The following is a 6,940-nucleotide window of genomic DNA, read 5'->3' on the forward strand; positions in this document are numbered from 1 at the left end:
CGAGACCGACGAACATAACGGTCAGCTGCCGCCGTTCGACGCGCCGCGCCGCAGCTTCTTCGATCGGCTCCGACGCGGTCGGTTTGGCAAGCGATGCAGCCGGTGCCGCCGTGCCCTTCTTTTCGACGAGCGAGGCAATGGCGTCGAGCAGCTTCCGCCGATGCCCTACAGACTTGACCCCGAGGGCTGCCAGGTCCTCGCCCGTCAGGCTGAGAAGCACTACGGCATCGATGTCATTATCACGGAAGGCTTGAGCGTATTCGCCCAATCCTAGGCTTACCAGCCATGCAACTACATCCACGCCCTCTTTCTCCCGACCAGTCGCAAGCAGAGCAGGATTATACCTCAAGTCGGCTGCAAGCGCTGTGCCGAGTTCATTTTGCAAAGTTCGTTCGGGTCACGACTTCCCGATGTCGACCGCTGGTGGAGGTCCCGAGAGGGTCAAGTTACGACATCGGATCTTGGAGGTTGAAGGTCCGCTGGCGCTCTTCCCTGTCCGCAAGCGGACTTACTGCTCCCGGCCCAAGGCCGCCAGTCTGCTTCGCGCCTCAAGCCGGACCGAGAGACCAGCTTTGCCTGTTCTGAAAGCCGACGTTCAGGCGACCGCTCCGGAGGTCGCGGTCACGCGCAAGCAGTCATATGATATCCCTGCGATTGAATGGCTACTTTGGCCGGTTTAACGAACGTCCGCGGTAGTCCGCCTGTCGGCCTCGACGGGTATTGTACGCTAAATGCAATGCAATGGCGGTTGTACAAAAGGTGACACCGGCGCTGATAAAGAAGACAACGCTCAAGCCTGCTCGATCGGCGGCCCATCCCAACGCCGGGCTTCCTAGAGCGTCCAGAAAGGCCGTGTAGATGCCCATCGCCAAGCCGCGGCTTTCCGGCGATGTGCCACCTACCGCCTCCACGCCAAGCGCGGGGTAGACCAGGGAGTAGCCCAGGCCCGCCAGCGCGGCTCCGGAGGAAGCAAGCACACTGCTTCGTGCCAACCCCATGAGCAGAAGCCCGGCTGACTGCACGAGCAGGAACAGCAGGGCGATCTTCGCACCGCCGTATCTGTCAGGCAGATGACCGCAGATCATACGCGCTGCGATCAGCGCAGCTCCAAACGCCGTAAATCCAACCCAGACGGGTCGCCAATGATTGTCGGCATACAGAAGGGAGCTGAAGGCAAGGATTGAGCAGTAGCCGACACTGGCGAGTGCCGCACCAAGGCCTGGCAGCCACACGGCGCCAAAAACCGCTCTCAAATCGGATTTTCTCTGCCGCAACTGGATCCGAGGGTTTGGTGCTCGCATGAGCGATCCCAATACAAGCAACGGCAATAATGTGGTCAGCAGCCCTATCGCCGCAAAGCCGTAGGCTGTGAACAATATGGCTCCGAAAGGTCCGCTGAAGGCCAATGCCGCGAACATCGCAGTGCCGACCCATGCAATGACTTTCCCGGAATGCCCGGCATCCACGAGCGCCAGGCCCCAGGCCACGCCACCTGTGATGATGAAGCTCTCGGCACCGCCGAGCACCGCGCGTCCGACGACAAGGATCGAGACGGAGAGAACGGGCGAACGCGCGACGGCAACGGACAGAAGATAGAGCAGCCCGGCAGCCGCTGCCGTAACCAGGCCCACGAGAACGGCTCGTTTTCCTCCGTTCGCGTCGGCAAAGGAACCCGACCACACGCGTGAGACCAGGGATGCCGCGAACTGCGTTCCCGCCACCATGCCGACAACGACGCTACCGAAACCCAGATTGTGGCTGACGTGCAGCGGAAGCACAGGCAACGCTGCGCCGATGACAACAAACCCGGCCAACACCGCCGCCATGGTTGGCAGCAGGCTAACCGCGACCGAACGCGATGGTGTTGACGATGTCGGCAGGTCTGTCATTCGTCGGAAGCAATCTGGTGACGTTACTTCGGAGACTTTAGTTCTGATCACCAGGGTTGGTTGGCGGGCCCGACCGTGAACTCGTTGATCGTGGTGTCTTCCGGTGCATCGATGGCGAACGCAACGACGTCAGCGATCCGGTCCGGCGAGATTCCGTATTTGTCATAGGTGTTCTGCATCGCGGCGGCCGTGCCTTCGTCGCTGATCGTTTCAAGCAGCTCTGTGTTGATCGCGGCCGGATAGATGGTCGCCGTGCGGATGTTCGTCCCTTCCATGGCGGATTCCATGCGCAGGACTTCCATGAAGTTGCGCACGAACCATTTCGTGCCTCCATAGACCGCGCCGTTCGGGTAAGCCTTGAGCCCGGCGACCGATGAGGTCGCGATGACGTATCCGGATTTCCGTGCGATGAACTCCGGCAGCACCGCGGCCACGCCGTTCAAGACACCCTTGACGTTCACGTCGACCATCTGGTGCCAGTCGTCGGTCTTCAGTGCCGATAGTGGCGAGCTCGGCATGAGGCCGGCGTTCAGGAACATGACATCGACGCGGCCGAACGCCTTCCTGGCCAGCTCGACGATAGCGTCGTTATCGGACTGCTTCGTCACGTCCAGTACCTTGTAGGTCGCCTGACCGCCGTTCTTCGCGATCTCGTCGGCGATCCGTTTCAGCCTATCGGCGCGCCGCGCGCCAAGGACGACCTTGGCGCCTTTGCCCGCGAGCAGCTTCGCGGTTGCTTCGCCGATGCCTGACGATGCTCCGGTGATGATTACGACCTTGTCCTTGATCATGGCAGTTCTCCAGAATTGATGATTTGGTTCTCAGGCGTCGTATTGTGCGTCCGTCACATGCTCCATCCAGTCGACGACCTTGCCGTCCTTAACCTCCTGGAGCGCTATATGGCTCATGGCGGTCTCGGACGACGCGCCGTGCCAATGCTTTTCGCCCGGATCGAACCAGACGACGTCGCCGGGACGGATTTCTTCGATCGGCCCGCCCTCGCGCTGAACACGGCCAAGGCCAGAGGTGACGATCAGCGTCTGGCCAAGCGGATGAGTATGCCAGGCCGTGCGCGCGCTCGGCTCGAAAGTGACGAGCGCTCCCTGCACGCGATCGGGAGCCGCCGGGTTGAACAGCGCGTCGATGCGCACGCGGCCGGTAAACCAGTCGGCGGGGCCGGGACGGGAAGGTGTTTTTCCGGCACGATAGATCTGCATGATGACCTCCATGGATCACAGTGTTTCGACGCGCAGCGGATGTTCTCCGCGCAGCAGAAGCGGCGCCGGTCCGTGGTCCAGTCGCCCGAGCCGTATTAGGCCGCGCGACCACCGATAGGGACCATGAAAAATTGCCAGATTGCCGCAGGGGGCGTAGTAGCAGAGATCGCCCACGGCCTCGCTCCCGAAGCGACCGCTGCCTTTCTCGGTTAGCTTGCGCGGCAGATAGGCGATCTTCTCGTTGGTCGAATAGTCGTCGATCGTCAGGTCCAGCGGCAGTATCGAGACCAGATCGTGCGCGGAAGGATTGTCCTCCAGCGTTGCCGTGAAATCCTGATCCGCGAAGATGAATCTAAGGCGCATGGTGTCTCCTTTCCCATCCGTGGCTACGTTGTTCTGAGAGCGCACCGAGGAGGGAAGTGCGAAGCTGGCAGCGCCTGCCAGCAAAGCGCGACGTGAAAACCATGCGGCGTCGCGTGTCATTTGAAGTCTCCCAATTGGTGCGGCCATGTCCATTGTTTCGGCACACGACCGCGCGCTTGGAGATAGGACCTGGTCGTCAAGCCGCGAGATGCTGATTGAAGAAGCTGGTCAGCTTGTCGAACGGGATCACGTCCAGCTTGTCGTAAAGATCGGTGTGGTTGGCACCCGGAATGATCATGAGTTCCTTCGGCTCCGCCGCTGCCGCGAAGGCAGTTTCGCTGAAGTAGCGCGAATGGGCCTTTTCGCCATGGATGAACAAGACCGGGCGCGGCGAGATTTCCGCGATGTAGGTCACGATCGGCATGTTCATGAATGACAGCGGCGTCGTCTGCGTCCAGGAATTGCCTGAGTTGACCGCGCGCGCATGATAGCCGCGCCGCGTCATGTAATAGTCGTGATAGTCGACCAGGAACTGCGCCTCGGCACCCTTAAGTTCATTGAAGGGCGGTTGATAAGCCGGCGCGCCGTTTTCCGCGTCCGCCCAGCGCTGCCGGCTCATCTGTTCCAGCGCCTGCGTGCGCTGCTCCAGGGTCACGCTGTCGTTGTAGCCCTTCGACATGACGCGAGTCATGTCGTACATGGTGCTCGCCACCACGGCCTTGACGCGCTTGTCCGCGGCGACGGCATTCAAAGCCATGCCGCCCCAGCCGCAGATGCCGATGACGCCGATGCGCTCGCGGTCGACCGAAGCGTGCAGGCCGAGATAGTCGACGGCCGCGCTGAAATCCTCGGTGTTAATGTCCGGCGAGGCCACGTTGCGCGGCTCGCCGCCGCTTTCGCCGGTATAAGACGGATCGAAGGCCAGGGTGACAAAGCCGCGCTCGGCCATCGTCTGCGCGTAGAGGCCAGACGATTGTTCCTTAACAGCGCCGAACGGACCACCGACGGCAAGCGCCGGCAGGCGTCCGCGGGCACGGTCCTTCGGCAGATAGAGATCACCCGACAGCGTGATTCCGTAGCGGTTCTTGAACGTTATCTTCTCGTGATCGATCTTGTCGCTGAGCGGAAAGACCTTATCCCATTCGTTTGACATATTCTGAGCCTTCGCTTCGAGGGGGTTGGATATTGAAACAGCGCCCAATGCGGCGACGCCTGCGCCGGTCAGCTTCAACAGCTCGCGCCGGTGGATTGTGCGAGCTGATGTTTTCGTGTCAGGGGTGTTCACAGGCATTACCGATCTCCTTTTGGCCCAATTGGGTTGGGGCGCTTCGCTGAGTGAGCCATCAGTGTGGACGTTCGGGTTTCAGCAGCCGCCAGAACCGATTGCGGTTCAGCGTTCCTGCGGCGGTGCGCGCAGCCGTCCAGCGATCGGTTCTTTGCCCGTGCTGAATTGCAATGCACATCTAGCGGCTTTGCCATAGAACGATTAGTCATCGAAATTTGCATGAACTAATCGACTGCATCGATTAATGTGCTGGGGGGCAAACGAAGGAACCTCATGGCCAAACCCGACCTCAACCAACTGACGTGGTTTCAGGCCGTCGCCGAAGAGCGCAGCTTCACCAGGGCTGCGGCAAAGCTCGGCGTGGCGCAATCGACGCTCAGCCACACGATCAAGCAGCTCGAGGCGCGAATGGGCATACGCCTCCTGACCCGCACCACGCGCAATGTCGCGACGACAGCCGCAGGCGAGCGGCTCCTACGAACGATCGCCCCGCGCATCGGCGAAATCGAGGATGAGATCGCGGCATTGATGGCCTTCCGCGAAAAGCCGTCAGGCTCGATCCGGCTGACCTTGTCCGACCACGCGCTGGAAAGCGTGGTTTGGCCCAAGCTGAAGCAGGTTCTCAGCGCCTATCCGGATATCGCTGTCGAACTGATCCTGGACAGCACATTCCGCAACATCGTCGAGGAAGGCTTCGACGCAGGCGTCCGGCTGGGCGAAAGCGTTGAAAAGGACATGATCGCAGTGCGGATCGGCCCAGACTGGCGCTTGGTTGCCGTGGCGTCGCCCGACTATCTGGCCGAGCATGGCGTACCGAGACACCCGCAGGATTTGGTCCGACATGTCTGCATCAACATGCGTCAAGAGACCGCCGGCGGCCTCTACGCCTGGGAGTTCGAGAAGGATGGACAGGCGCTGCGTGTCCGTGTGGACGGTCAACTTACCTTCAACAACACCTACGCTATGATCGACGCCGCAGCGAGTGGCTACGGCATCGCCTATGTTCCCGAGAACATCGTGGAGCGGCACATCGCTTCGAGCCTGCTAGTTCAGGTTCTCGATGATTGGTCGCCCCTCTTCGACGGCTATTTCCTCTACTATCCGAGCCGCCGACAGAATCTACCCGCATTCAAGGTCATTATCGACGCGCTACGCCATCGGGATTGAAGCGACAGGAACTTAGACCCGCGGTTGGCTGATGGTTGGAGGGCTCTAGACAGCAATAGAGTAGACATGGTTCTCATCGTTACCCCGTGTGGCGCGCGTGTGAGATTCGAACCTTAGGCTCCACGGCTCTATCGGCGAGAGCGGGTCTATTCTTCTCAATTTCGCTGTCCGCGTTGGGATCAGTTCAGGCCGAGGCACACAGACCTCCTGTTAAGTCCGCTTCTGGCGATCTGAGCCTAGAAGCTGGCAGTCCGATTCCGGCCCCGATTCGGTCGGGCTGCAAGGCGCCCATGTCGGTCGTACAGGCCGATCTTGCCGTTGCCCGAAAGCAGACGCTTGCGTACCGGTTTGATCAGCTTCTGTTTGTTGATGCTACAAGAGTTTTCGCAGCAAAAAGTCGAAAAACCTCTCGTCCTCCGCCCGTGACACATTTATCCGGATGCCAGCCGCCATTGGACTTTTCTTGTCGATACAAAAGACGCTGCCAGGCGCAATGAAAATGCTTTCCTTGGCCCCCAGTCGGGCCAGTTCAATGTCATCGATACCTTCGGGCAGCAGGAGGTAAAGATAATAGCCACCCCCATTGCCGGCGAAGATGGAATAACCGTTTCGGCCGAGGGCTGCGTGGACGCGAGTTGCGGCCGCTTCTATGCGCTGTGCGAGGCGCTTGACGTGGCGATCATAGTGACCTTCGGACGTCAGTCGGTGCAGGAGCCTCTCCACGTGGCCAGAACTGTTCACCGTCGTCAGCATTTTCAGTTCCGCAAGTGCGGCGATCTTGTCGGCACGGCCCGCGATATGACCTGACCGCAGACTTGCAGACAGCGTCTTGGAAAATGTGCCGATCGAAATCACATGATTGAGCTGGTCGAGCGTTGCAAGCCGATTGGGCGCAACGAGCGAGAGGTCCGCGAAAGGATCGTCCTCAACGATGGTGACGTTGTGCTTCGCCGCAGCGGTGAGGATTGAGTGCGCGACAGACAGACTGATTGAGCCGCCGGTCGGATTGTGGCCAATTG

The 6,940-nt window shown here is 60.3% G+C and carries 8 protein-coding genes; 1 reads left to right on the forward strand and 7 read right to left on the reverse strand.

Annotated elements, in window-relative coordinates; translation table 11 throughout:
- The 6 genes from EOA36_RS22045 to EOA36_RS22070 form a co-directional block, all read right to left on the reverse strand.
- Positions 1-301: SAM domain-containing protein (locus EOA36_RS22045; RefSeq protein WP_145969254.1), on the reverse strand; the 301-nt coding region annotated here is incomplete at its 3' end.
- 361 nt (positions 302-662) lie between these two features.
- Complete coding sequence (locus EOA36_RS22050) at positions 663-1,889, reverse strand: arabinose transporter (RefSeq protein ID WP_127279414.1); 1,227 nt, start codon at positions 1,887-1,889, stop codon at positions 663-665.
- A gap of 47 nt (positions 1,890-1,936) precedes the next feature.
- Positions 1,937-2,680 (reverse strand): SDR family oxidoreductase, encoded by a 744-nt coding sequence (locus EOA36_RS22055; RefSeq protein WP_127279415.1) that lies wholly within the window; start codon positions 2,678-2,680, stop codon positions 1,937-1,939.
- Between the two features lie 30 nt (positions 2,681-2,710).
- Positions 2,711-3,106: a cupin domain-containing protein gene (locus EOA36_RS22060; RefSeq protein ID WP_127279416.1), complete on the reverse strand. Its 396-nt coding sequence runs from the start codon at positions 3,104-3,106 to the stop codon at positions 2,711-2,713.
- Positions 3,107-3,121: 15 nt separating this feature from the next.
- On the reverse strand, positions 3,122-3,589 hold the full coding sequence (locus EOA36_RS22065) for a cyclophilin-like fold protein (protein WP_210212426.1): 468 nt from the start codon (positions 3,587-3,589) through the stop codon (positions 3,122-3,124).
- Positions 3,590-3,665: 76 nt separating this feature from the next.
- Entirely contained in the window at positions 3,666-4,760 is a 1,095-nt protein-coding gene (locus EOA36_RS22070) for an alpha/beta hydrolase (protein ID WP_127279417.1), read from the reverse strand.
- Positions 4,761-5,027: 267 nt separating this feature from the next.
- Between EOA36_RS22070 and EOA36_RS22075 the strand changes: the two genes are divergently transcribed.
- Positions 5,028-5,921: a LysR family transcriptional regulator gene (locus EOA36_RS22075; protein ID WP_127279418.1), complete on the forward strand. Its 894-nt coding sequence runs from the start codon at positions 5,028-5,030 to the stop codon at positions 5,919-5,921.
- Between the two features lie 372 nt (positions 5,922-6,293).
- On the opposite strand, the gene EOA36_RS22080 is transcribed toward EOA36_RS22075, so the two are convergent.
- Positions 6,294-6,940 (reverse strand): aminotransferase class I/II-fold pyridoxal phosphate-dependent enzyme (locus EOA36_RS22080; RefSeq protein ID WP_127279419.1); only part of this gene is annotated, 647 nt, incomplete at its 5' end.

The organism is Mesorhizobium sp. M8A.F.Ca.ET.021.01.1.1, from assembly GCF_003998025.1.
GTDB lineage: Bacteria > Pseudomonadota > Alphaproteobacteria > Rhizobiales > Rhizobiaceae > Mesorhizobium.

Coding starts and splice junctions, on each gene's coding strand:
- EOA36_RS22075 (WP_127279418.1), top strand. CDS start 5,028: ATGGCCAAACCCGACCTCAACCAACTGACGTGGTTTCAGGCCGTCGCC.
- EOA36_RS22070 (WP_127279417.1), bottom strand. CDS start 4,760: ATGCCTGTGAACACCCCTGACACGAAAACATCAGCTCGCACAATCCAC.
- EOA36_RS22050 (WP_127279414.1), bottom strand. CDS start 1,889: ATGACAGACCTGCCGACATCGTCAACACCATCGCGTTCGGTCGCGGTT.
- EOA36_RS22060 (WP_127279416.1), bottom strand. CDS start 3,106: ATGCAGATCTATCGTGCCGGAAAAACACCTTCCCGTCCCGGCCCCGCC.
- EOA36_RS22055 (WP_127279415.1), bottom strand. CDS start 2,680: ATGATCAAGGACAAGGTCGTAATCATCACCGGAGCATCGTCAGGCATC.
- EOA36_RS22065 (WP_210212426.1), bottom strand. CDS start 3,589: ATGACACGCGACGCCGCATGGTTTTCACGTCGCGCTTTGCTGGCAGGC.